24 protein-coding genes are annotated in these 24868 nt (G+C 45.1%); 1 reads left to right on the top strand and 23 read right to left on the bottom strand.

Annotated features, from left to right (window positions below; all coding sequences use genetic code 11):
* Nucleotides 1-4 precede the first annotated feature (4 nt).
* The 23 genes from FJM67_RS02315 to FJM67_RS02425 form a co-directional block, all read right to left on the bottom strand.
* Nucleotides 5-1162, bottom strand: a complete 1158-nt coding sequence (locus FJM67_RS02315) for a LegC family aminotransferase (RefSeq protein WP_140587079.1) — start codon at nt 1160-1162, stop codon at nt 5-7.
* Nucleotides 1159-2187, bottom strand: coding sequence for an NAD-dependent 4,6-dehydratase LegB (locus FJM67_RS02320; protein WP_235889968.1), 1029 nt, complete (start codon nt 2185-2187; stop codon nt 1159-1161). Before FJM67_RS02320 ends, FJM67_RS02315 begins: the two co-directional genes overlap by 4 nt.
* Complete coding sequence (locus FJM67_RS02325) at nt 2153-4297, bottom strand: motility associated factor glycosyltransferase family protein (RefSeq protein ID WP_140587081.1); 2145 nt, start codon at nt 4295-4297, stop codon at nt 2153-2155. The genes FJM67_RS02320 and FJM67_RS02325 overlap by 35 nt, the downstream gene beginning before the upstream one ends.
* Complete coding sequence (locus FJM67_RS02330; RefSeq protein ID WP_140587082.1) at nt 4290-4613, bottom strand: hypothetical protein; 324 nt, start codon at nt 4611-4613, stop codon at nt 4290-4292. The genes FJM67_RS02325 and FJM67_RS02330 overlap by 8 nt, the downstream gene beginning before the upstream one ends.
* Nucleotides 4588-5001, bottom strand: a complete 414-nt coding sequence (gene fliS / locus FJM67_RS02335; RefSeq protein WP_140587083.1) for a flagellar export chaperone FliS — start codon at nt 4999-5001, stop codon at nt 4588-4590. Before fliS ends, FJM67_RS02330 begins: the two co-directional genes overlap by 26 nt.
* 21 nt (nt 5002-5022) lie before the next feature.
* Nucleotides 5023-6387 carry a flagellar filament capping protein FliD gene (fliD, locus tag FJM67_RS02340; RefSeq protein ID WP_140587084.1) on the bottom strand — a complete coding sequence of 455 codons (1365 nt, stop codon included), beginning with the start codon at nt 6385-6387 and terminating at the stop codon, nt 5023-5025.
* A gap of 20 nt (nt 6388-6407) precedes the next feature.
* Nucleotides 6408-6830, bottom strand: coding sequence for a flagellar protein FlaG (locus FJM67_RS02345; RefSeq protein WP_140587085.1), 423 nt, complete (start codon nt 6828-6830; stop codon nt 6408-6410).
* A gap of 68 nt (nt 6831-6898) precedes the next feature.
* Nucleotides 6899-7813: a flagellin N-terminal helical domain-containing protein gene (locus FJM67_RS02350; RefSeq protein ID WP_140587086.1), complete on the bottom strand. Its 915-nt coding sequence runs from the start codon at nt 7811-7813 to the stop codon at nt 6899-6901.
* Between the two features lie 464 nt (nt 7814-8277).
* A complete protein-coding gene (locus FJM67_RS02355; protein WP_140587087.1) occupies nt 8278-9195 on the bottom strand; it encodes a flagellin N-terminal helical domain-containing protein in 918 nt (305 codons plus the stop codon).
* 217 nt (nt 9196-9412) lie between these two features.
* Nucleotides 9413-10951, bottom strand: a complete 1539-nt coding sequence (locus FJM67_RS02360) for an HD-GYP domain-containing protein (RefSeq protein WP_140587088.1) — start codon at nt 10949-10951, stop codon at nt 9413-9415.
* A gap of 19 nt (nt 10952-10970) precedes the next feature.
* A complete protein-coding gene (flgL, locus tag FJM67_RS02365) occupies nt 10971-12179 on the bottom strand; it encodes a flagellar hook-associated protein FlgL (RefSeq protein ID WP_140587089.1) in 1209 nt (402 codons plus the stop codon).
* A 5-nt stretch (nt 12180-12184) separates the two neighbouring features.
* Nucleotides 12185-14155, bottom strand: coding sequence for a flagellar hook-associated protein FlgK (gene flgK, locus FJM67_RS02370; RefSeq protein ID WP_140587090.1), 1971 nt, complete (start codon nt 14153-14155; stop codon nt 12185-12187).
* Between the two features lie 97 nt (nt 14156-14252).
* Complete coding sequence (gene flgJ, locus FJM67_RS02375; RefSeq protein WP_140587091.1) at nt 14253-15224, bottom strand: flagellar assembly peptidoglycan hydrolase FlgJ; 972 nt, start codon at nt 15222-15224, stop codon at nt 14253-14255.
* A 37-nt stretch (nt 15225-15261) separates the two neighbouring features.
* Nucleotides 15262-16353 (bottom strand): flagellar basal body P-ring protein FlgI, encoded by a 1092-nt coding sequence (locus FJM67_RS02380; RefSeq protein WP_140587092.1) that lies wholly within the window; start codon nt 16351-16353, stop codon nt 15262-15264.
* Between the two features lie 17 nt (nt 16354-16370).
* Entirely contained in the window at nt 16371-17033 is a 663-nt protein-coding gene (flgH, locus tag FJM67_RS02385) for a flagellar basal body L-ring protein FlgH (protein ID WP_140587093.1), read from the bottom strand.
* A gap of 17 nt (nt 17034-17050) precedes the next feature.
* Nucleotides 17051-17836 (bottom strand): flagellar basal-body rod protein FlgG, encoded by a 786-nt coding sequence (gene flgG / locus FJM67_RS02390; protein ID WP_140587094.1) that lies wholly within the window; start codon nt 17834-17836, stop codon nt 17051-17053.
* A 44-nt stretch (nt 17837-17880) separates the two neighbouring features.
* Nucleotides 17881-18621 carry a flagellar basal-body rod protein FlgF gene (flgF, locus tag FJM67_RS02395; RefSeq protein ID WP_140587095.1) on the bottom strand — a complete coding sequence of 247 codons (741 nt, stop codon included), beginning with the start codon at nt 18619-18621 and terminating at the stop codon, nt 17881-17883.
* 155 nt (nt 18622-18776) lie between these two features.
* Nucleotides 18777-20429, bottom strand: coding sequence for a flagellar hook protein FlgE (locus FJM67_RS02400; RefSeq protein WP_140587096.1), 1653 nt, complete (start codon nt 20427-20429; stop codon nt 18777-18779).
* 10 nt (nt 20430-20439) lie between these two features.
* Complete coding sequence (locus FJM67_RS02405; protein ID WP_140587097.1) at nt 20440-21144, bottom strand: flagellar hook assembly protein FlgD; 705 nt, start codon at nt 21142-21144, stop codon at nt 20440-20442.
* A gap of 13 nt (nt 21145-21157) precedes the next feature.
* Entirely contained in the window at nt 21158-21607 is a 450-nt protein-coding gene (flgC, locus tag FJM67_RS02410; protein ID WP_140587098.1) for a flagellar basal body rod protein FlgC, read from the bottom strand.
* Nucleotides 21607-22002 carry a flagellar basal body rod protein FlgB gene (gene flgB / locus FJM67_RS02415; RefSeq protein ID WP_140587099.1) on the bottom strand — a complete coding sequence of 132 codons (396 nt, stop codon included), beginning with the start codon at nt 22000-22002 and terminating at the stop codon, nt 21607-21609. Before flgB ends, flgC begins: the two co-directional genes overlap by 1 nt.
* 188 nt (nt 22003-22190) lie before the next feature.
* A complete protein-coding gene (locus FJM67_RS02420; protein WP_140587100.1) occupies nt 22191-23024 on the bottom strand; it encodes a CheR family methyltransferase in 834 nt (277 codons plus the stop codon).
* Nucleotides 23025-23068: 44 nt separating this feature from the next.
* Nucleotides 23069-24007 (bottom strand): chemotaxis protein CheV, encoded by a 939-nt coding sequence (locus FJM67_RS02425; protein WP_140587101.1) that lies wholly within the window; start codon nt 24005-24007, stop codon nt 23069-23071.
* A gap of 149 nt (nt 24008-24156) precedes the next feature.
* Between FJM67_RS02425 and flgA the strand changes: the two genes are divergently transcribed.
* Nucleotides 24157-24852 carry a flagellar basal body P-ring formation chaperone FlgA gene (flgA, locus tag FJM67_RS02430; RefSeq protein ID WP_140587102.1) on the top strand — a complete coding sequence of 232 codons (696 nt, stop codon included), beginning with the start codon at nt 24157-24159 and terminating at the stop codon, nt 24850-24852.
* The last annotated feature ends 16 nt before the right edge of the window (nt 24853-24868 follow it).

Genomic DNA, 24868 nt, shown 5'->3' on the forward strand with positions numbered 1-24868 from the left:
GTCCTCACCTACGCGCCAATTGAGCTGAGCTAGGTAAGCAAATCACCGTATCAAGCAGCATTTCACTTACCTCCAAGGTGTCCCTAGGACATCTTTGATTCATCGGTAAAGTATGATTCAAATCCCATAAGGGGCGCGCCATAATACCACTAACATTTAACGCAGAAATAATAGCTGCATGCTCATCACTAGGTACGCGAATACTTAATAGCCAATGATTAGACAGTTGCGGGGCCAAGGGTTCATTCAACTCACAGGGCCAAGCTTCTGTGTGTAGTGCGTGTTGCAACTGATAGAAAAGATCCCGTTTTCGCTCAAGCCGCTCCTCTAATTGACCTAGCTGAGCAGTCAACAAAGCAGCATTTAGATTTGGCATGCGATAATTGAAGCCGACTTCGTCATGATAAAAAAAGCCTTCTTGGCTAAGTTTAGCTGTTGTACTTAAATGCTTGGCACGACTCAGTAAGGCCTGATCTTGGCTAATCAACATACCGCCACCGCCACAGGTAATAATCTTGTTCCCGTTAAAGCTAATAGCAGCAATATCTCCCATTAGCCCAGTGTGTATGTCATTGGCCAAAAATGTACCCAGACTTTCAGCGCAATCTTCAACAACAGCAATATGGTAAGTTCGTGCTATTCTAACAACTTCTGCGATTGCACCTTGCATACCAAAAATATGTACAAAAACTAATGCTCGAATGGGACGTTTAGTATGGCGGTTGTAACATACACCGTCACGCAATTCTGCGGTGTCACTTAGGTAAGTCGCTAATTTATTGGGGCAAATCCCCATTTGCGAAGCCTCAACATCAACAAAATGCGGCATGGCATGGCAATAATGTACGGCATTGGATGTGGCCACAAAAGTCAGCGTAGGCAATAACACTTCATCACCGGGTGTAACACCAAGCGTGTGCAACGCCAAGTGCAAAGCTGAGGTCCCGTTGACGGTTGCAACGGCACCGGCAGCTCCAGTGAATTTGGCAACCAATTTTTCTGCTTGATCCACGTATTTGCCAACACTCGAAACCCATCCTGAACGCAGACAGTCTTCAACATGATTCAAATCACTTGAACCAAATTGAGGCTCATGCAGAGGAATAACACCGTCAGATTGACGCTGTCGATAGAAAGCAACAACCTTTTCAACTAGGCTCATAGATTGTAAATATCCGACTTATAGCGTCCTAGATTTACCGGCTGCTGAAACCATTCGGCCGTGATTTTCAAGCCGCGCTTGAAGCCATCTAACCCACCAAACTCAGGTTGCCAGTCCAACAAAGCTTTGGCTTTGCCGTTAGCCGCAAACAAGCGTTCTACTTCACTATTAGCGGGACGCAAACGTTGCTCATCCAACAGAATTTCTACTTGCTTGCCCATCGCATCGGCAATGGCTTGGGCCGTATCGCCAATACTGATTTCAAAGCTAGAACCTAAGTTCACAACTTCGCCTACGGCTGCATCGGCGCCAATCGCTTTTTCAAAACCTGAAACAGTATCCCGCACAAAATTAAAGTCGCGAGTGGGGGTCAGAGCACCTAACTTGATTTGCTCAACACCATTAGCAAGCTGGCTAATAATCGTCGGAATGACGGCTCGGGCAGACTGACGCGGACCATAGGTATTAAATGGGCGAATCACCGTGACTGGTAGTTCAAATGATCGATAAAATGATAAAGCGATTTGATCCGCTCCGATTTTAGAGGCTGAATATGGGGATTGACCAACCAAAGGATGTTCTTCATCAATCGGGACATATTGGGCGGTGCCATAAACTTCGCTGGTAGAAGTGTGAACCACGCGAACACCTAAGTCCCGAGCGGCTTGTACCACATTCAGTGTGCCTTTGATATTCGTATCAATATAGGAATCCGGCGAATGATAGGAGTATGGGATAGCAATCAGTGCGGCTAGATGTAACACCACATCTACACCTTGCATGGCAGTGCGCACCCCATTAGGATCACGTACATCACCCGCAAAAAATTCGATTTGCTTTGAGATTTCAGGATCCGTCGAGTCCAGCCAACCATTACTCCCAAAAGAGTTATACATGGTAAAGGCTTTCACCTGATACCCCTGCTCCACTAGAAATTCACACAAGTGAGAGCCAATAAAGCCGTCTGCGCCGGTAACCAATACTCTAGCTTTAGGCATCATCTGTAGCAGCCCCGTTCGTGTCATCTTTGAAGAGTTTCATACCATCCCAGTCATACACATCGTGGTAGCCAATCACTTGATCATAACGTACCACCATGGCCTCTAAGTACTCCTGCCAAATGGATAACATTTGCTTCGCGCGTTTGATACATTCTTGCTCTTCTTCATAGTCATAAACCATAGTGAGCATCATCGCATTAAAAGTGTTTAAGCTGCCTACCAACAGATAATAAATATAACTACTGCCTTTAATGAGCTTTCTAAAATCCTTCACAAAATCTATCTGCTTTTTAGCTAACAAACTAAAGTCAGCACGAGTTTCAAGCTTCATATCAAACTTGCTTATCAAGGCATTAACAACCTTAGCAAATTCTTCTCGCCCAGCTAAAGCTTGTATATCTAATGACGATAACGGTAAAACCTCGAAAAAGTTTTCGAAAATATATTTTTTGACAGCTTCGTGGTCTAGAGGAGGGTCTAGTAGAAAAACGTCTTCTGGAGATAACGGCGTAATACTCTCAAATTTCGCACCATCAGAACAATTGTAGTAGTTTGCGCGCTTATTTTTTGCTACCTCGCGCATGATAACATTGATCATGTAGCGGCTATAGTCCATTAGATGGCTAGAAAAAACATCTCTTCCAAAATTACCTGGAACTGTTACTCCATCGTGCTCCACATAATTTTGTAATGCCTTAACATCTTCATTCCCAGCAGTATAGTAAATGCTGTTTTTAGAGTGATGTAGGCCACCTTTGACAAAACCATTATCCATCCCCATTAGGTAGACGTTTCTAAAGCCAAAGTAATATGAATAAGATAACGCGATATTTCCTACTAAAGGGTTACAAGCCTGTAAGAACGCAAATTTTCGAGCCGGGTCTATTTTGTCCGAAAATATGGAAGACATTGTTTCGCCAGGTTTCATCCCATAACCCTTGCGCTTAAAATACTTGAAGTATTTTGGGTGCATTACATTGACACTTAAGGCAAGAATATCTTCCAAATAACTAGCTGGCAAATAATCAAATTTATCTGCTGAATGCTTAGTTCGCTCCACATCAAGCTGAATATCAGGCTTGATACCATAGCGGTAAAGCGTCGTGATAGTACTACCACAAGACATAAGAATAACCTGGTCTCGATATTCTTTTATCGTTTCTATACAGTTATCCAAAGATGGACCATTTGCAACGATAAAAACAGGCATATCGACTATCTTATCAAAAATCTCTTTTGAGATATGATTCTTTTCTTTCAGAATTGGAACTTCGTTTTCTAAATTAGTTAAACCATGACCAACGGAGAAAACTCCATCATCGAAAAAGCCCCAACCAGTTATCTGCTTATTGTAGTTGGCGTGCAGTTCACTGATAACTCTTTCTAGAACATCACTGTGATAATGAAGATAAAGAAATGTTTTACTGGCGCTATAGCGTCCATTCAAATCAAGCTGAGAGATATAGTCTCTAGGGAATTGTTCAGGCTTAGAACCTATATTTATGTTAAGTGTCAGACCTTGTTCATTCACCCTTTCAAATAATGAACGCCAATTAAATACCATCAATGACGCCCAGAAGAACTCTGGAACAGGTTCATAAATATAAAAATGGTTAGAATTGAGTTCTTCTAATAGCTCGTCCAAATGATATCCAAGACCAATTCCGAGTATTAAAAGGTTTGGCACATAATCTGGAAGTTGTTTAAGCGGGGTAAGTTGAGTTTCTGCCTCAAGACAAAAAGCCGCAACCTTATTGAGATACTCCGTCTGCAACTGATTTCTTGGGTTATCTTCCTGACCATAACGAATACGTGTAAATTTGGGAGATTTTTTATAAGCTTGGAATTGTTGCTTAGATGCAGAGATGGGATCTTCACCATACAAAGGCTGCTTCAACTCTGGATGGAGGATGTTCAGCGTGCCTGTATCGGACATAAACAAAAGATTTTCATCAAAACTGAACGATTTATAGTCCTCTAAAACATGAGGCATATAATGCTCGAAGGCGAGTAGATTATCACGAAATCTGTCATTTAAGGTGCGATCTAACTCAATCGCCAGTTTGTACCTTTTCTCCAACTTTTCTACTTGTATACTGGCTTCCTGCAACATGCCTTCGAAACTATCACTCACTTCTTGATATCCCTTTATACTTTTTTAACGCTGATTTACTAGTTTGGGTATATTGTAGCTTCTTGGTTAGAGAATGCTTTTTTTCTAGGTATGAAGCCCTTAGACGAGCATTTTCTTGCAGTAGCTGCTTAAGATAATCTGCTGTGGCAATTGATACAGGAATACTACGAATTAAATGATCTCTCTCACTCAATAAAGCCGCCACATCGCGATCAAAAGTGTCACTAATGCTATTCTGCAGCAAGTCTAACAGCGCATGAGAATTAGACTCTAATGCAGCTTTTATGTCGCTAACTTCTTGCTTGGGCAGCTTCAACTTTGGCCTCGTCTGAAATTTGATCCCAAGCTGACTTGATCGTTAACATCAAGCTAATAACTTCATCAAGGATTTCCGCTCTCATTTCCAAACCGGCTTGATGAACACGCTCATTCATATACCCGTATAAGGACGAAAGATTTTCTACTAACTCGGGATTCACTTCTGGATCTAGTGCATCATTAAGGGCATTGATGATGTCGGTAATTCTGGTAAGAAGTTCTGCTTTAGCTTCGAAATCACGACGATCTATAGCCCCTTTCGCTTGAGCGCATCTTTCTAAGACTCCTTGCATCAACAACTGAATAATACGATGGGGATCTGCACTGGCAAGATCCGATCGTAAAGAGTCTTTCTGATAAGCTCGAATGCCTTTTTTTGCGTACATCTAAACCTCAACATTCATAATTTAGCTATTGCTACTACTTGAGAACCCTGGCAGGCTCGATAATTGTGCCGATAAGTAGGCACCCTGGGCACTCAAAGACGCCACAGCCGTATCCATCGCCCCGAACTGCTTACGTAACGTCAATTCATACTGATCCATACGATAATTAAATGCTTCGATTGATTCCTCTGTGGAGGTTATTTGCTCTTGAATCGAATCTTTCCGCTTGTCTAGTATCCCTGCTGATTGCACGTAGGGTTCTAGTAGACCATCCAATAGAGACGCAATACCATTCTCATCAGCAAACATGGTAGCAATATCGTCATAACCAGCGTCCATTGCTTCATCCAATTTACTGGAATCGATCGATAACAGCCCATCATTATCCATTTCAATACCGAGATCGAAAATGGTCTCGAAATCTCCGGTATTGGCAAACTGCGTCATCAAAGTTCGAGATAGCTGGGACTCCAAATTACGAACAAACGAGTCGCCATTTAGTGCTGCACCAGTCTGAGTAGCCTCATCAAAGATACTTAGAACCTCATTGTATGAAGATACAAAGGAGTCTAGCAGCCCCCTAACGGCTTCTTTATCTGTTTCAACACTAGCTTTTGCTGTTTCTCCATTACTTTCCGCTAATGCCTTGATGGTAACGCCCGAGATAACATTCTCGAAGGTATTGGTGTCGCTGTCCACCTGTAATCCATCCACCCAGATACGAGCAGAAGAGGCATTGTCATTGGCACCAATTGTCATATCAGAGGATACTGCCGCCAAGCTGGCATCATCGTTGGTTACAACTAAATCATTACCCGAGCCAGTGACATCAGACGTCAGTACCAATCGAACATCACTTCCCGTATCAATTAAGTTGGCCGTGACTCCGAAATTATTGTCGTCATCATTTATTGCTTCACGAAGCTCAGCTAGAGTCATATTGGCTGTCACAGAGAGAGAAAAGCTTTCACTACCTGCTGTAAACGTAAGATTTCCACCAGTAGCAGAGACAACATCATCGGCAGATGTGAACGCCCCTACCTGGGACATACTGCGACTGCCCTTGGCAATAGTTTCCACGGAAATGTTATAGCTGCCAGGGGCGGACGTCTCATCTGTGGTCATACTAATGATATCGCCACTATCAGGCTGAGTAATCGAGGCGGTACGCTGCTGGAAATCACTAACCGAATTCAGTTTTTGAACATTGGTTTGGAAAGCACTGATCTTAGACTTAATAGCACTGACCGCAGACAACTCTACATTCAGATCACTTTTACGGGAGTTGTAATTATTCAGCTTAACCGTCTTCTCGGAGCTAACCAACGATGAGACCAGACTTTCTAAATCAAGACCGCTACCAACGCCTAATGATGTAATTGACATAACTCACCTCAATATGACAGCTACACTTGCTGATTAATAAGTGTACCTTTGATATCACCAAGCTCGCTGACCAAGTCTTGTATACGTTCAGACATCTTAACAAACTCTTCCGATGGAATCTGTCTGACGACTTCACCACTGTCTTGATCTACCACTTTAATGATGTTCTCTCTTGGCTTATCGGCCACTTCAAAAGAAACATTAACATTGAGTTGACGGATATTGGCGTTTACCTGCTCAATTGCCTGCTCTGTCACCGTCACAGGCTGGCCGTTCGGATCGTTGCTCGGCAGCTGTCCGAGATTTCTCTGCTCGAGAGCGTTTACTTTTTGCAGCTCCGCAGATTTTTGCTTTGCAAATGTACGTAAGTCTTCTTGGGCGTCTTGCCGAAATTGAAAAGGCGTACTCGATGTTTTTGAAATATCACTGGAACCCATTGACATAATAGCCTCCTAAAAACCAAAAAAGCTGGGGGATACCCAGCTTTTAATGATAGCGCTGTTTTCCCAAATTAACCTAGTAGAGACAAGGCTACTTGTGGACGCTGATTTGCTTGCGCAAGGATAGATGAACTTGCTTGTTGTAGAATCTGATTACGAGTCAGCTCTGCTGTCTCTGTTGCGAAGTCAGTATCACGAACACGAGCACGAGCCGCTGTTACGTTCTCTTCCACGTTTGCAAGGTTACGAATAGTAGAGCTAAAACGGTTTTGCAACGCACCAAGTTCAGAACGCTTAGCGTCTACTACCGCAATCATGGCGTCAATGGCAGAAATTAGGTTATGAGCATTAGCGATACTAGTCAATGACAAGGTGGTAGTACTTACAGAAGAGCCCAAGCCAGTCAAAGTAGTAACCGCAGAAGCCGCGCCTGCAATACCTGACATACGGAAACCGCCGTTAGCATTGATAGCTACTTGACCACCAGAGTTGGTAGTAATCGATGACATCGAGAAGGAGATAGTTTGACCGCCGTCCGCGCCAACTTGGAAACGAGCAGAGTAAGTACCATCCAACAAATTCACACCACCGAAGGTAGTTTGATCGGCAATACGGTTAATCTCACTGCGCAACTGATCCGCTTCTTGTTGTAGAGCCAAACGGTCTGAGTCAGTGTTTGAATCGTTGGAAGATTGAACAGCCAAAGTACGCATACGCTGCAACATGGAAGTGGTTTCTTCCAAAGAGCCCTCTGCAGTTTGTGCAAGAGAGATACCGTCGTTTGCGTTACGCTGAGCTTGAGACAGACCATTGATCTGAGAAGTCAAACGGTTAGAGATCTGAAGACCTGCGGCATCGTCTGCAGCAGAGTTGATACGAAAACCGGAAGACAAACGTTTGAAAGAAGTATCCAACGCGTTTCCAGAGTTCATTAATTGACGCTGCGCATTAATAGACGAAGCGTTAGTATTTACATAGATAGCCATAATAGCCTCCTAGTTTCGCCACAAGCTCAATGCCACTTGAGCTTCTTGAACTACAGCATTGTCGCCAAACAAACACTGTAAAATTAAACCTCTTGTAACAGTTATCGGGCGTAACTTAGAAGACTTTAGAAAAAATTTAAAAAAATCGGCAATTTTTTTCCAACCGATGAAAAGAAGCTTGCCGCTGGTGTCAGCAAAGTGCCGTCACAATGATGGGAAGAAGCTATATCTCTATGGTTTTAAAGACTATTTTTTAGTTGGCACAAATTGTGCTTTATAAATAATCGTGGAGCGCCAACTCCACAAAAAAAAGCCAAGTGGTTGCACACTTGGCCTAATAATCACTTCTAGGAGAGAGAAGCGAGAGAAAGTTTCGATTGCTATCGCCAATAAACCTCTTGCCTCCGGCAATCGAAATTTGCTTCGTATGAGCGGCCTGATCAGCCGCTTTTTTTTGCTTTTAATTAGCCCCCTAGTAGAGATAGGGCAGCTTGTGGACGCTGGTTAGCCTGAGCCAAGATAGTTGAGCTTGCTTGTTGCAAGATCTGATTACGCGTCAATTCTGCTGTCTCGGTTGCAAAGTCAGTGTCGCGGATACGAGCACGGGCAGCAGTTACGTTCTCTTCAACGTTTGCCAAGTTACGGATAGTTGAGCTAAAACGGTTTTGAATCGCACCAAGCTCAGACCGCTTCGCACCCACTACTGCAACCATGGCATCAATGGCAGAAATCAGGTTCTGAGCGTTAGCAATACTCGTGAGCGATAGTGTTGTCGTACTCACTGTAGATCCCAAGCCTGTTAATGTAGTCACCGCTGAAGCGGCACCAGCCATACCAGACATAGTAAAACCACCATTCGCACTAATCGACACTTGACCGCCAGTGGTAGTTGTAATGGCAGACATTGTGAAACTGATGGTCTGACCGCCGTCTGCACCAATCTGAAAACGTGCAGAGTATGTACCGTCCAGCAAATTGACGCCACCGAACGTGGTTTGGGCAGAGATACGGTTGATTTCAGCTCGCAACTGATCCGCTTCTTGTTGCAACGCCAAACGGTCTGAGCTGGTGTTAAAGTCGTTAGAGGCCTGGATCGCTAGAGTACGCATACGCTGTAGCATACTGGTAGTTTCATCCAGCGCTCCCTCAGCCGTTTGCGCCAAAGAGATACCATCATTAGCGTTACGTTGTGCTTGGCTCAAACCCATGATCTGAGAAGTCAAACGGTTGGAGATTTGCAGACCTGCCGCATCATCTGCTGCGCTGTTAATACGGAAACCAGAAGACAAGCGTTTGAATGAAGTATCAAGAGCGTTGCCTGAATTCATCATTTGACGCTGAGCATTGATTGAAGAAGCGTTAGTGTTTACATATAAAGCCATGATAATCTCTCCTAGAACTCTAAATTTTTGACTGCAACCTTTTGATTTAATTAGTTATTTGGTTGTCAGTTGCTATACTCAAGTTATCGTCTTTGGGGGCAAAAGCTTTAATCTTTTTTTTCGATTTTTTTGCTTCCCTTAGCGCTGACCAGAGTCATTGCCATACAATTTCTTTAACGGCTCTAGCAATGATATCTTTAGGGAAAATTGACAGGTATTAGCGGGCAATATGATTAATAAACTGCAAGCCAACGCTCTCTGGCTTGAGACTCCGTACTAGAGAAATATCAGGGGACTTATCTAGCTGAATATCCGTGTCAGTGATGAAGGTCTTGCTGGATAAGCTGTAAACTTGGCGAACCGTGGATGGTTGCATGTCTTTATTCAGTGTCAGTACAAAGCCAATTCGACCATTCGATAACTGCACACAACTTCCCACTGGGATCTGACCGATGCTTTTTAAGAATAACGCCGCGAGCTGACGGTCAAACGCCAACCCCGCTTCTTTTTTAATCTGAGCCCGAGCTGCAATGGGTCCCATGGAAGTCTTGTGGATTTGCTCCGACGTCATGGAATCATAGGCATCTACAATAGCACCTATCTTGCCATAAACGCTGATTTCCTCATCCACTTTGCCGTTAGGGTACCCGGTCCCATCCACTTTTTCATGATGATCCCATAACATCTTATACACAACGCTAGGCACGTTGCTGAAATACTGCAACATTTGCTCACCAAACTGCACATGCTTGCGTATTAGAGAAAACTCACTATCAGATAACTTCCCAGTTTTATTGATAAGAGGCAATGGCAATTTAAAACGCCCCATATCAAACAGTAGCGCACCAAGGGTGATGGCTTGTATATAGCTGTCGGCAAGCTGGAGAGCTTTAGCAAGATGACACGCCAATACCGCCGCACCGATGGCATGCTGCGTCATATAAAGCTCAGGCTCTTTGATATGACGAATTGCAAGCAGCGCATTGCTATTTCGGGAGTGAGAGGCAATCAACTTATCGCAATAACGCGACATATCACTGATATCAACCTGCTCTCCGCGTTTAACTTGGTCGACCACTTGTTGTAGCAAGGCGCCACCATCTTGATAGAGCTTAAGTGCAGTCTCTACCTCTTCAGAGAATGGGGTGTTTTCGATTTCAAGACCTCGCTCCTGCTTGATCACTGCCGGACGAAGCACTCGCGGTTCCGGGGCAGAGACTTTCTCCAATACCTCATCCGAACGCTTTAAGGGTCGACCTTCTTCATCTAACCGACCGCTTTTGTAATCTAGGATATAATCACGGGTGCTATCATTGAGAATACGGCGAAAATAGTTATACAAACTGCGACCGTTTCCGTACATATCCCGTAGATCTCGGGAGTTAAACCCTTTATTTAGACGCCGTAAGCTTTTAACTGACTTACCGGTGGCAATGGATAAGCACAACTGTAAGAAGCGCTCCTCTGCATCATATAGCCTCTCCTTGGTCGAACCATGCAAGGCCCCCTCATCAAAATAGCTGTCATAAGGTTGAAATTTTGATTCGAGAGCAGGCTTAAGATGCAACAGCGCCGTCTGACGCATATAGATACCGACAATATGGTGTTTGGTACCATGCTTTTTGATTAGACCTTTAACTCTCTCGCTCTGCAAAATGGTCTTGCGACATCCGAGCACATCAAGGATCTGAGCTAAGTCAAAGTAGGCAAAACTGATATCGACGCCAAAACAACATAGAACATCAAATTTCGCCATTTCTATCCCTTAAATGAAGCTAGAGTGAATTAAATAACGACAAACTACTCAGTCGTGTAAACACAGTTTGTGAGGCCTTAATAGCAGCATCAGACAACGCTAGCTCGCTGGCTGCTTTGGCAATATCTAACCCAGCAATTTGCTGTTGTGCAGAGGTATTTGACAATACCTTGTCAGCAGAGAACCCCTCTCGATCCACAAGCGTAGACAAGCGCACACCAACAGCCGTTCTCGCAGCACCTACATCTTCTTGAGCATTGCTAATCCCGACCGTAGCATTCCGTAACGCTGCGATACGCTGTTCTTGAGTAGTAGTAGGATCAGACAGAATTGCTAGAGAATCATTGATCTGATTAACAATATTATCTCGGGTTGGCGTATCCAAAGTCACAGCAATCGAGGATGCAGCGTTACCGTCAATTGAAAATGACATACCAAAAACTTCGATTGGTTGACCTACCGCATTTGAACCAGAGGCAACAACGTTACCACTTGCATCCGTCAAACTGTATTGATTCGGGTCAGCACCATCGGTAGTTAACGTATAAGTATTATTCGCCGGTGTTACCGCATCATAATTTGCCATAATAAATTTGTCATAGGCAGCTTGATCCGAGACCGAGGAGGAAAAAGGATTGGCGCTGGTAGCGGTAAAGGTGTGGCGTTTCCAAGTATTTTGAAATACCTCTTTACCAGAGTCATTCGCTGCAACCGTGACCGCATCAGATATCTGCACCTCTCGCTGAATTTCATCACCAACGAAGGCATAACGACCGGTCGAATCTTTTTGAAATGCCGGACTATCATTGCTAGCTCCAGCAAAAATATACTTACCGGAAGCATCTTGGGAATTCATCAGATCCACTGCTGATTCCATCATTAATGACAGCTCGTTAATGATAGCGTCCAAGTCTGACTGCTTAAGTGCAGAGTTTTCGGCTTGCAAAAACAGCACATTCGCTTCATTTAACATGGTACCGAAGCTATCTAACGCCACTTCTTCATACTCTAGGCTATTTTTAGCGAACGTCATATTTTCGCTGTACTGAGCCAATTTCTGATTAGAACTCTCGTAACGCATGACTTGTGCTGCGCCGCTAGGATCATCACTTGGTCGAATAATATTAGTCTGCGCTGCAAGCTTCTCAGACACGGTTAAGTTACGTTCATTGGCCTTATTAAGAGAATGCAATGACTGGTTATATAAATGATTATTCGTAACACGCATTTAATTTACCTCAATACACTTAATAGGGTAGAAAACGTTTCTCTCGCCGCAGAAATAACTTGCGCAGCTGCCGAATAACTCTGTTGAAAACGCAGTAAATTTACCGCTTCTTCATCCAAACTGACCGCTGATATTTGGTCTCTTGTTGACACCGACTGGTTCATCACCACTTGCGTAGCATCCATATTGGTTTTCAATGTAGCCGTCAAACTACCCACTTCCGTGACCAACGAAGTATAGGCATTCCCCAACGTCATATCACCGCCGACTACTGACTGGTTTTGAATGCCCGCTAGTCGAACTCCGTTATAGTTGTCCGATGAACCATTGCTATTAAACGCAATACTAAAGGTATCCCCTGCCTGGGGAGCCGAATCTAAGGAAACATCGTAACCCGAGCTTGAAATACCAGCAGCTTGCAGTAGATTGTCATAGCTCGTCACCGTTTGTGTACCTAACACATTACCGCTGCTATCTAGCACATCATAAGTATCAGCGGCGGTAAAACGTAAGCTATGGGGAGCCGTGGGGGCCAACCTAGGCGTCGCAACAAAGTCCGATGTGGCAATATCCGTATCCGTAATCGCTGAAATCGAAATCTTAGCGTCGGACAAATTACTGCTTGAAGCAGATACTTCGATAGGTGATGCCAAAGCTAAGGCACTACCTGAAGTCGCCACCATATTTAGTTGACGGGCCACATCTTGAGTAGGAGCAAATTCATAGGTATCGCCGGTGGCATAGGAGCCAGCCGAATTTAACTTAACTTCGACACCAAAACCCGCCACGGCAAAGTAGCCATTGGCATTTGGCGTCGCCGTTGTTGTATCGATTAAGGCCGACTCGGAAAGGAGTTTGCCATTACTATCTAGAGTACGAACCGTAAAAGACGTCGGTGAATTCATTATCACCTCATAGTCATTGGTACTTACATCCTTCGAACCACCGTCGGAGAGGCGAACGTCGATGCTAGTATTCGCATCACTGTTTCGGTCAGCCACGGCCACAGCTATTTTCCCAACCGAAAACAAAGCTGCACCAAACTTGCCATCGCCATCCAAACCAAGACGATTTTGCTCATTCAGATTATCTGCCAACGCCCAAGCTTGCTGACCAAGCATACGTTGCGCAGAGGTAGCAAATTCATCTCGGTAAGAAATGAGACCACCAAGTGAACCACCAATATCTTGAGAGCTCACACCAACCGAATACTTGCCAAAATCCAACATGATATCCAGTTGCTGCGGGTCACTGTTGCCACCCACTAATGACAAACTATTAGCTCGATCCTGCAAGACTAAAGGTTGTCCCGCCGCTAATTTCAGCGTCATCAGGTTGTTATCATCATAGGCAACTTTCACGTCTAGAAATTCTGATAAGTCTTTTACGAGCTGCTCTTGCTGATCGCGCAACTCATTTGCTGTGGTGCCTTTAAGCGCCTCTTGCGCTTGAATTTTGCCGTTCAAATCCGCAATTTGACTGGTGTAGTTGTTAATCACACCAACTTTGTCATTGATTTCGCTATTGGCTTGTTGCTTTTGATCACGCAAAAAATTAGATAGCTCGTTGTATTGGTTCGCCAAGCTGTCTAATTTTGTGAGCGCTACCGAGCGATAAGAGCTATCAGAGGGATCACTATTTGCGGTCTGCAATGCGTCAAAGGCTTGGTTGATATAAGTGCTAATGGCAACACTATCTTCCCCTATCATTGAGTCTGCATTCGACATCATTAAATGGTAAGACTGAAAATAGGAATAACTGGAGGTATCCGTCCAGACTTGCTGGTTTACATACTGGTTCACCACACGCGCAGTATCTTGAATACGTACGCCGCCACCTGACACACTAGCGGTAGAGGTGCTCTGGCGAGAATAGCCCTCGGTATCAACGTTGGACGTGTTCTGACCGGTAGTCGCTATACGCGCAGTGCTGGACTGTAGGCCAGATAAGCCAATGGAATAGAGATTAGATGCCATGCCAGATACCTTAATGATGCAATCAGCGATGATTTATAGTGTTGTTATCGGCATTAGATGCAAATACTTTACCAAGGTATTCGCGTTGATAAAGAGATTATAGCAGGGTGCGGAACCACTTGCTGGCAAGGATATTTCCAATTTTATCGGCATAGTTCGGGTCAGTTGCGTAACCTCCACGCTGCAAATTAGCGGCAAAGGTTGTCGCATCCCCCCTACTATTGAGGGCATTTTTGTACCGCTCCGAAGTACTCAAAAAATTTGCATAATCATCGAAACTGTGTGCAAAAGAGTCATAGGCCCGAAATGCAGCCCGTTCTTTTTTTGCTATTCCGTCACGATATTCAAGGGTATTAACAACAGCACGATCACCTTGCCAGCGCGAGTCGGCCTTAATACCAAATAGATTGAAACTAGCCGTGCCATCTTCTTTGGCTATCGGGTATTTCCCCCACCCTGTCTCCAAAGCAGCCTGAGCCAATATAGCTTTAGGGTCAACACCGATACGCTGGGCGGTTTTTTGCGCCAGCGGCCATAAAGTGTCAATAAACTCTTCTGGAGAAGCAAAAGCAACTTCTTCCGCTTTCGGCGCTGCTGTTGTGGGAGTTTCTGTGATAGAAGCCATCTGTTGGCTCGCCTCGGAGACCTGACGTGCAAACTCTTGGGACGCACGCCTAGCCACGGCTCGCAAAGTATCCGCGGGAATCGGCGCTAAATTTGATAATAAGGTGCTGTGGTTATCAGCGCTAGGAACCGACTGTTTACCCTCACCCCCATATTGCCGGATCAAGGCATCGGCAAGCCCTATTCCTCCCGACTTAGCTAATGACTGGGCTAACTGGGTATCCATCATTTCTTGGTATTGTTTGAACTGATTACTGTCGAATAAGCCTGAAGATATCTCATCGTTAGCGCTACGCATATTCTTGAACAACATATCGATAAAGATGGCTTCAAACTCTTGTGCAACATCTTTCAGTGCAGCATCAGGGTCTTTCTGGGCACGAGCTTTCAAGTCGGTTAATGCTGAGAAATCGGCAAAGAAGTCATTACCACTCACTCGATTCATAATTACTCCACCTTAAATTACCTATGACCAATTTCGACTAGATTACCACAAGGTCTGCATTAATGGCCCCGGCTTGCTTTAGACCTTCAAGGATAGCCATCACATCGCCGGGCGCAGCACCAACTTGATTTACCGCCCGCACGATATCATTTAGTGACGTTCCGGGATTAAAGACAAACATATGGCCACTGCTTTCGTCGGTCACAATCTCTTGTCTCGGCGCTAAAATAACCTCACCGTTAGCTAGGTTTTGGGCTTGACCAATTTCTGGATTTTCTTGAATCGTAACGGTCAAACTGCCGTGGGTTACGGCTGCGGGTGACACTTTTACATGTTGCCCGATTATGATGGTGCCAGTACGGGAATTCACCACAATCTTAGCCCGCTCTTCACCCATTTTGACTTCTAAATTTTCCAAAATGGAAAGGAAGGTAACGCGCTGGGAAGGATCGCGAGGGGCACTTACACGAATAGAGGTAGCATCCATAGAACGCGCTACACCTGGACCCAGTAAATTATTGATGGTTTCAGCCACATGCTTCGCCGTAGTAAAATCGGGACGATTCAGGTTGAACGTCAGAGTGTCTCCACGATTGAAAGAATTAGCTACTTCGCGCTCCACCGTTGCACCATTTGGAATACGACCAACAGTTGGGATATTCACCGACAAACGGGAACCATCACTGCCACCAGTCCCTAACCCACCGACGACCAAATTTCCTTGAGCAATCGCATAAACCTGACCATCAGCCCCTTTTAGTGCCGATAACAGCAAGGTTCCACCACGCAAACTACTCGCATTACCCAATGAGGAAACCGTTACGTCGATGGCTTGACCGGGTTTAGAAAAAGGTGGCAAGGTAGCCGTTAACGATACGGCAGCCACATTATCTGCATTTGTACTCGCCCCGTCGGGGAGGTTGATACCAAATTGGTTCAACATACTAATAAAACTTTGATCAGTAAAATCCGTACTGTCACCGGTCCCATTTAGACCGATAACCAAACCGTAACCAAACAGTTGGTTGTCACGCACCCCCTCCACTGAAGCTATGTCTTTCAAACGCTCAGCGTAAGCAGCATTCACTGTAAAAACACTTAGAGCAAAAAGAAGAATACGTAACCACATACACCTAATTCCTATATTTAGAACGGCATCCAACTGGAGTTCATAATACGCGTCATCCAGCCCTGCTCGCTCCCTGCTGCCAATTCACCAGTTCCCGAGTAGGCGATACGAGCATCAGCTAAGCGGGTTGATTGCACTGTGTTATCAGAGCCAATGTCTTCTTCGCGCACCAGCCCTGAAAGACGAATATACTCTTGTCCGCGATTCAGTGTAATCCATTTCTCACCACGCACGGCTAACAGACCATTAGGATAAACCTCATACACGGTAACCGTTATACTACCAGTCAAACTGTTGCTCTGGTTCGCGCCAGCACTTCCTGAGAAGGAGCTGTCCATACCAGGCATTTCCGTGTCTAAACCGATTGGCACACCAAATAGTGTCGGGTTGTTGATTGTAGCCGAAGAGGACTTGGTAACGTTAGAAGCGTTCGATTTAGAAGAACTGGTACTTTCAGACAGGTTTACCGTCAGGATATCGCCCACTCTTCTGGCTTTTTTGTCACCAAAAAAGACATCTCCCATACCTGCTTGATAAATACCACCACTGCCGTTGTTAGAATATTGCATCGTCGGCTGGATCACTGGGGCATAAAACGGGTCATCAGACTGGGGCGCAGGCTCTACTGCTGCACAACCAGCCAGTATCAAAGGAACAGTCAAGGCAAGTAAACGAATCATTCTAGTCACCCTAATTATTATAATTGCTGCGTCACGAAACCAAGCATACCGTCGGCTGTTGAAATGACTTTCGAGTTCATTTCGTAAGCACGCTGAGTAGTAATCATATTCACCAACTCTTCTACCGAGTTCACGTTAGAAGACTCCAACATGCCTTGGGCCAACACCCCCAAACCATCTTCCCCAGGTACACCCACAATAGGCGCACCACTGGCGTTGGTCTCTTCGTAAAGGTTACCACCCAAAAAGCGCAAACCAGTAGGGTTGATAAAGTTGGCAATTTCAATGGAACCGATTTGCTCCATATCCACTTCACCAGCACGTAAGACCGATACCGTACCATCTTCACCAATATTGATATCAACTACATCGGAATCGATGGTAATACCGGGCTCCAATAACTGACCGGAAGAGTCTACTATTTGCCCTTGACTATTGAGTTGCAACTGACCGTCACGGGTATAAGCCATAGAACCGTCAGGGCGCACAATCTGCAAAAATCCAGCCCCTTGAATCGCCACATCCAACTGGCGGTCAGTGACGTTGTAATCCCCTTCAGAGAAGACCTTCTGGGTACCGGTAACGCGTACCCCTGCACCGATCTGCAAACCGGACGGCAATTCGGTATTTTGCGCACTCAAACCACCCGGAGCACGTAACTGTTGGTACATTAAGTCTTCGAAGACGCCCCGGTCTTTTTTGAAGCCTGTAGTTGAAACGTTTGCCAAGTTATTCGAAATGACGGACAACTGTTTGTCCATGGCGGTTAAGCCAGTTTTCGCTACCCAAAGTGCTGAATGCATCTGTTTATCTTCCTATCTTAAGTGGATTACCGTAATAACCATGATTAGCCACGCTCAAGAATTCGAGCACTCGCTGATTCGTTATTTCTGACGGTATCCATCACTTTGATGTTCATTTCGAAACGGCGGGCAAGCTCCATAATTTTGGTCATTTCTTCCACCGCATTCACATTACTGCTTTCCAAGAAACCAGCGACTAGTTGGACTTCATTTGATGGCTGCAATACCGAGCCATCTTTGGTACGCATTAGTCCATCTGGACTTTTGGTCAAACTTTCCGAATCCGCATTTACTAATTTGATCCGATTGATGGAAGTAATCTGTGTGCCGTCACCACCCTGTGGAATGAAGGAAATGGTGCCATCTTCACTGATCGAAAGCTCATCCAATGGAGGTAAAAAAATCGGACCTTCAATCCCCATTACTGGCAAGCCATTCCCAGTAATGAGCTGACCGGCCATGGTGAGCTGCATATCCCCTGCACGGGTATACCCTTCCTGCCCCATACCGTCTAACACCGCGATAAAGCCTTCACCCTGGATCGCTACATCCATATCGCGTCCAGTTTGCTGCAACGCCCCTTGAGTTTGGCGCGTACCGGGGTTTTCCGTCATGGTGTAAACGCGACTGGGGTAATAGTCTCCATTTACCTGCATGGAACGGGCCTGTTCGAAATCAGCTCGAAAACCAGTAGTGGCAACATTCGCTAGGTTGTTAGCACGAATAGCCTGAGCATTCATTACTTGGGTTCCCCCAGTCATGGCAAGGTATAATGCTCTGTCCATTTTGTGTTACTCCGGTTGAATAGGTTCGTTGTCATAACGTTACTTCACAATAATCAAAGAACTGTCTATCAAATACTGTGCCAACCCTAAAAATGCGAAAAGCCCAGCGCATGGCTGGGCTTTTGAAAAGCAAATCTTAAGCTATCTCAGATCATTTAACGAAGGTTGATAATGGTCTGAGTTACCGTGTTTTCGGTCTCTAGTGTCTTGGAGTTCGCTTGGTAGTTACGTTGTGCCTCAATCAAAGCAACCAACTCAGAGGTCAAATCCACGTTCGATTCTTCTAGGGCACCACCTTGAATGCTACCAAAAGTACCTGTGCCCGGCTTGCCGATATTTGCCGCTCCTGAGCTAGAGCTTGCCACCCAAGCTGTATTACCAGCCGGTGTTAGACCATCCGTATTATCAAAGGTAGCTAACGCAATTTGTCCCAATATCGCTGTCTGCTGGTTGGTATAGGTAGCGGTCAAATAGCCATCTTCATCAAAGCCTACCCCTTGCAACTCACCAGCAGCATAGCCATCTTGTCCGAAGACATCAGAACTGGTCAATGCGTATTGAGTGGTCGCCCCTAGATCAATATCCAAAGGAGCAAATGGATCAGTTGGATCCCAGCCAGTAATAGAAAGCTGAGTTGGATTGGCCACAGCAAATGGAGGGTAGCCAATGTAAGTACCAGAGATATTACCCTCAGAATCGAAGGTCACTACCGTATCTTCTGTTAAGAACGGATTACCATTGGAGTCGTTCACCTCACCATCCACAGTCACCTTCATTTCCCAAGTATTTTGCTCACCTTGCTTAATAAAGTAGTAACCTATGGTATGACGCTCACCCAAAGCATCATAAACCGTATTGGTATTACCGTAGGTATAGGTTTCAGGGTTGGTTGGATCAAAAGAACGACGGGCATAACTTGCCGGTGTCGTCAATGTATTTGCAACCGCAGGGTCATAAGTAGAAGACAAAGTCGCACCACTGGCAAAACTACCAGCAAGGGTAAACGGTGTCAGCGTACCAATACTACCCACCCCAGGAGCTGTCGCGCCGGAGTAAGTAGGAGCAAAATTACCAGACTCTTCATCAAATGTGACAAAAGTAGAACCTAGCCAACTAGTACCAGCACTATCGGTAAGCGTACCATCTACTGTCGCATACACTTCATAGGTGTTAGGCAAGTCCGACTTGGCGTAGTACAGGGTCACAGAGTGCTGCGTACCCGCCGAATCCAACACATTCTGAGTTTGAGTATAGGTATAAGTATCAGGCTCACTAGGGTCAAAGGAGGCAGAGATATAAGGAGGCATATCCTCCGCCTCTGAATCTAGGTTCGCTTCAATGGAGATATTTTCAGTAGCTTGAGGAGCAATACGCTCAGTTGGCACAACCAAGTTTTCTAAACTGCCACCAATAATACCATTAGTGGCATTGTAGCCCTGTACGTAAGCTCCATCGTTAGTCACTAAGTAACCTTCTTCATCGAGCTTGAAGTCACCAGCGCGCGTATAAGTCTGAGTTCCACCCACATCCAAGACAAAGAAACCGGTGCCGTCGATCGCCAAATCCAAGTTATTGTCTGTGTAGGCAATATTACCAGAGGAGAATTCTTGGGCGACGTTATTAATCCGCACACCGCTACCGATAGTGTTGCTACTACCCGCACCAACCACACTAGTGTTGTAAATATCACCAAACTCAACCCGAGACTTTTTAAAACCCGTGGTATCGGAGTTCGCGATATTATTACCCGTTGAGCTCAGAAAGTCAGCGGACGCCTTGATGCCTGAAAGTGCTGTATTAAAACCCATAAATCCTCCGCTAGCCTAGAATATCTAATTCATCAGTTAATGATAATGAACCATAACCGGCTACATTTAAAGTGGTGCCGTCAGGACCATTGATGCTAACCCCATTAATTCGTGCTGGCACTTGCGTGGTGAGCTGTGTCACTTCACCAGCACTATTGGTTGAGGTAGCAACAAAGGAGTATTCACCGGCCGGCAAAGCATTGCCGCTCGCATCCGTACCATCCCACAAATACTCTTCTTCAGTCATGTTGACAGTTTTCACTAGTTTATTGCTATCGTCATAAATGCGTAGTTGGTTTGATACCGAGTCATCAGCAAAACTGGTTTTCACATAACTCGATCCGCCCTCCATCATCTCGACGGAATCTTTGTCCACATAAACGTAGGAACCAACCAACGTCGATGCCGTTAAAGCCTGACTAGAAATCAAGGACGCTGACATGGTCGACATCTGTTCCGTCATTGAGGTCAACTGCTCAAGGGAACTAAACTGTGCCATTTGTGACACCATATCACCGGTCTCAGCAGGTGCGGTTGGGTCTTGGTTCTTCAACTGTTCTATGTATAGCTTCAAAAAGACATCTTGGCTACCAATTGAACTAGATTCAGACGTTGTGCTCGCGTCTGCATCAACACCTGCTTTCGCTTTAGCCCTATCTGTGCCGTATTGGGATATCAGATTTTGTAAGCCAGAGTTGGAAGAAATTTCAGCCATTTGTCAGATCTCCTTAGGCTTGACCAAGCGTTAGCATTTTCTGCATCATGCTTTTTGCAGAGTTCATCACTTCAACGTTAGTCTGAAAAGAACGGGAAGCAGACATCATATCGGCCATTTCTTCCACCGGATTAACGTTCGGATAGAAAACATAGCCTTCTTCATTAGACATCGGATGATCAGGCTCGTAGCGAGGTTGTAACGGAGCATCAGACTCAACAATGCCTTCTACCTTCACTCCGATACCGGCTTGGGCAAAGTCATCGTCATTCGTATTCCAGCCACGCTCGCGCATGGACTCGTTCAACATCTGCGCAAAGACCGGCTTGCGGGCGCGATAGGTTTGATCAACCGAGCTCGCCACACTATCAACGTTGGCAATATTACTCGCCACCGTATTGAGTCGAACGGTCTGGGCGCTCATAGCGGAGCCAGAAATCGCAAAAATATTATTTAATGACATTATTGACCTCCGCTAAGCGCTTTTTTCATACCGCTAATCTTACGATCCAACAACATAAAGCTAGTATCAAATTGCAGAGAATTCTGTGCAAATTCCGCCTGTTCACGCTGCATATCGACTGTGTTTCCATCTAATGAAGGCTGGCTTGGTACCCGATACAACAGCTCATCCGTCGCTCCAACAGAGCTTTCAGCCACAAAATGCTTATCGTTGGTGGCAGCCATACTCAGACGAGTGCGCTCCTGCTGCAACATGCTCTCAAAGGATATATCCCGAGCCTTGTAATTCGGAGTATCCGCATTGGCGATATTGTTAGCTAACACAGACGCACGCGCACTGCGAAACAGCAACATATCGTCGTGACCAGCAAATGCGCTTTTAAAGGAGATTGCCATAATAACCGCTTCGTTGTTTATTCATGACACTCTTCTAGCAATATTAATGCCACTAAATTTAATCATTTAAAATCAAAGACTTATGATTTTATTGAGTATCATGGCGGCAAGAAACAGGGAGCTAAAACAAAAAAAGCGGCAAGATTTTTCAACCTTGCCGCTTTCATTAACCATATTACAAGTTGTCGCTATTTTGCTCGATAAACGATACCGGGATGACACTGAACAATATCAAACAGTGAAGACAACCCGCTCAAGGCTTCTGAGCCCCCTAGAAACAAATAACCACCAGGATTGAGGCTTGCATGCATACGCTTCAGAATATCCTGCTTGGTCTCGGCAGTAAAATAGATCAGCACATTGCGACAGAAAATAATGTCGAACTTGCCTAGCGAGGAAAATGACTCAATCAAGTTTAGATGACGAAACTCCACTCGGCTGGTCAAGGCAGGTTTCACTCGCCAAGTGCTATCATTGATTTTATCGAAGTACTTCCGTTGCATATCTGCCCCTAACCCCCGAGCGATTGCCAAGCTGTCATATTCCGCCTGCTTGGCATGCTTGAGGATATTGGTACAAATATCTGTCGCGACTATTTTTTCACCCGCTTTTAAGGCTCCTGGTTTGCTTGCCTTAAATTCCTCAATCACCATGCTGATAGAGTATGGCTCTTGCCCTGTGGATGAAGCCGCCGACCAGATTCTTAAAGGCGCTTTGGTAAATTCCGGCAAAATACGGTCTTTGAGGATAGTGAAAGGGTGAGTGTCTCGAAACCACAAGGTTTCGTTAGTCGTCATGGCATTGATCACTTCTTCGCGTAGACGCGACGCTGTTGCACCGCGCTCAAGACGATCTACCAATAACTCTATTTTATCGATTCCTTCACGCTCCATGAGCTTCCCTAAGCGACTGGCAACCAAATATTGCTTGTTGTCGCTCAAAGAAATCCCACAGACTTTTTGCAAGTACTTGCGAAAACGATCATACCCACCTGGAGTGATCGCGTTGGTGCTACTGAGCATCCTCTCTCCTAAATACCATGACCTGAAAGGCCATTAACTAAGCGCTACTGAGATGCTTGTTCCTGAGCTTCAACCGTCTCAATCGCAATACGAGCCAATTCATCCGGCTGGAACTTAGCAAGGAAACCATCTGCTCCAACTTTCTTAACCATCGCCTCGTTAAATACACCGCTCAAAGAGGTGTGCAATAAGATAAACAAATCTTGCAGACGACTGTCATTACGAATTGCCGTCGTTAACGTGTAGCCATCCATTTCGGGCATCTCGATATCGCTGATCACCATAGAAAATTCTTTGGTAATATCCACACCATCCGCGACCATATTTTGCAGGTAGTCCAACGCCTCTTTACCATCACACAATACGGTCGTCGAGAAACCTACATCTTCCATACAACGTTTGATCTGCTTACGAGCGACGGAAGAGTCATCCACGATCAAGATATGGTGCTTCTGAGCGTATGCTTGAACTTCACCAGTAACAATGCCATCAGAAATATGCTGACGGGTTGGCGCCACCTCTGACAGGATTTGCTCTACGTCGATGATCTCTACCATTTCCTTGTCAACCTGACATACCGCAGTCAAATAGTTGTCATTAGACAATCCTTTCGGCGGCGGCTGAATATCACTCCAATTCATGTTGACGATACGCTCAACGCCACGCACCAAAAAACCTTGAATACGGCGGTTGTACTCGGTGATGATCACAAAACAGTTTTGAATATTTTCGATAGGACTGGCGCCAGTCGCCAAACCAAGATCCAAAATAGGGATAGTGCCTCCACGAATATGGGCCACGCCACGCACAACCGGGCTACTATGAGGCATCGTAGTAAGCTTAGGGCACTGTAGCACTTCCTTTACTTTAAACACGTTGATACCGTATATCTGCTTACCATTTAAACGGAACAGCAATAGCTCAAGGCGGTTCTCCCCGACCAGCTGGGTACGTTGGTTAACGCTTTCGAGAACTCCGGCCATAAATGCCTCCTAAACATGCACTTATCTTTTTTGTCTAATCGGAAAATGGGAAAAACCCAGCATTATGAATTCAACTCATCAAATGATAGAGTGATTTTTTATAATTTACTAATACCTTATCGTAACACCATGTGAAAAGCGGAGACGGCATGACCACGCGCTATTTCTTTTCCCTGATACTAGCACTTTTTGTCAGCGATACCGTTGATGCGTCACAGATAGAAACACAAATTCAGCGATTCATTAACAATATTGAGATAAAAAGATTACAAACGCTATATCCCGACGCCGAAATCTCCATTACCGCGCTCAATAGCGCCGCGATTGATTACCTTCCTGAATGTGACGCGAACGACTTACGCATCGAAAATCAACGCCCCGACGCCATACGTCGCACTACCTACTCGATAAGCTGTACCAATCCCACTTGGCAGTCTTACCTACCCATAGAGCAAACGATACTTATAGAGGGCGTGAAGGCTAGTGTGCCAATCAATCGCGGAGAGGCTATTACCCGTTCTAACACCGCATTAGGTAAAGTTGATATCTCTACCATACGCGGCCATATCTACACAGATACCAACCCTCCGTATGGGATGATTGCGAAACGTACCATTCGTATCAATGACTTTATCACCGACAATCACACCGAGCTACCGGATGTGATACGCAAAGGTAATCAAGTGCTTATCACCGCTAGAAGCGGCGCCATCATAGTTAAAATGAATGGAGAGGCACTGGAAGATGGCGCAATTGGAGAACAAATAAGAGTACGTAACAATAGCTCTGGTCGAATTGTGTACGGAAAAGTTGTCAGTGACAGTGAGATTCTTGTAAACTACTGACCAAGTCTGCAACAAC

The organism is Maribrevibacterium harenarium (genome assembly GCF_006385675.1).
Taxonomy (GTDB): Bacteria; Pseudomonadota; Gammaproteobacteria; order Pseudomonadales; family Marinomonadaceae; genus Marinomonas; species Marinomonas harenarium.